Origin of the sequence: Streptococcus oralis, from assembly GCF_001578705.1 — a bacterium.
In the GTDB taxonomy this organism is placed as follows: Bacteria; Bacillota; Bacilli; order Lactobacillales; family Streptococcaceae; genus Streptococcus; species Streptococcus oralis_J.
Window position 1 is genome coordinate 1 of record NZ_KQ969055.1, and the last position, 284, is coordinate 284.

At 45.8% G+C, this 284-nt stretch carries 1 tRNA gene and 1 rRNA gene; both read left to right on the top strand.

Annotation, left to right across the window (positions count from 1 at the left end):
- Positions 1-66: 66 nt before the first annotated feature.
- Positions 67-182, top strand: a 5S ribosomal RNA gene (rrf, locus tag SORDD05_RS09680).
- A 29-nt stretch (positions 183-211) separates the two neighbouring features.
- Positions 212-284 (top strand) — tRNA-Val (locus tag SORDD05_RS09685).

Sequence of the window (284 nt, forward strand, 5' to 3'; positions counted from 1 at the left end):
AAACTTAGCGTATGGTTTTTCTAATTATTTGATAGATATTCAATTTTGAGTAGGTATTACTCAGAGTTAAGTGACGATAGCCTAGGAGATACACCTGTACCCATGCCGAACACAGCAGTTAAGCCCTAGAACGCCGGAAGTAGTTGGGGGTTGCCCCCTGTGAGATATGGAAGTCGCTTAGCAGAATAGGAAGTTTAGAGGCTTCCTTTTTGGGAGTTTAGCTCAGCTGGGAGAGCATCTGCCTTACAAGCAGAGGGTCAGCGGTTCGATCCCGTTAACTCCCA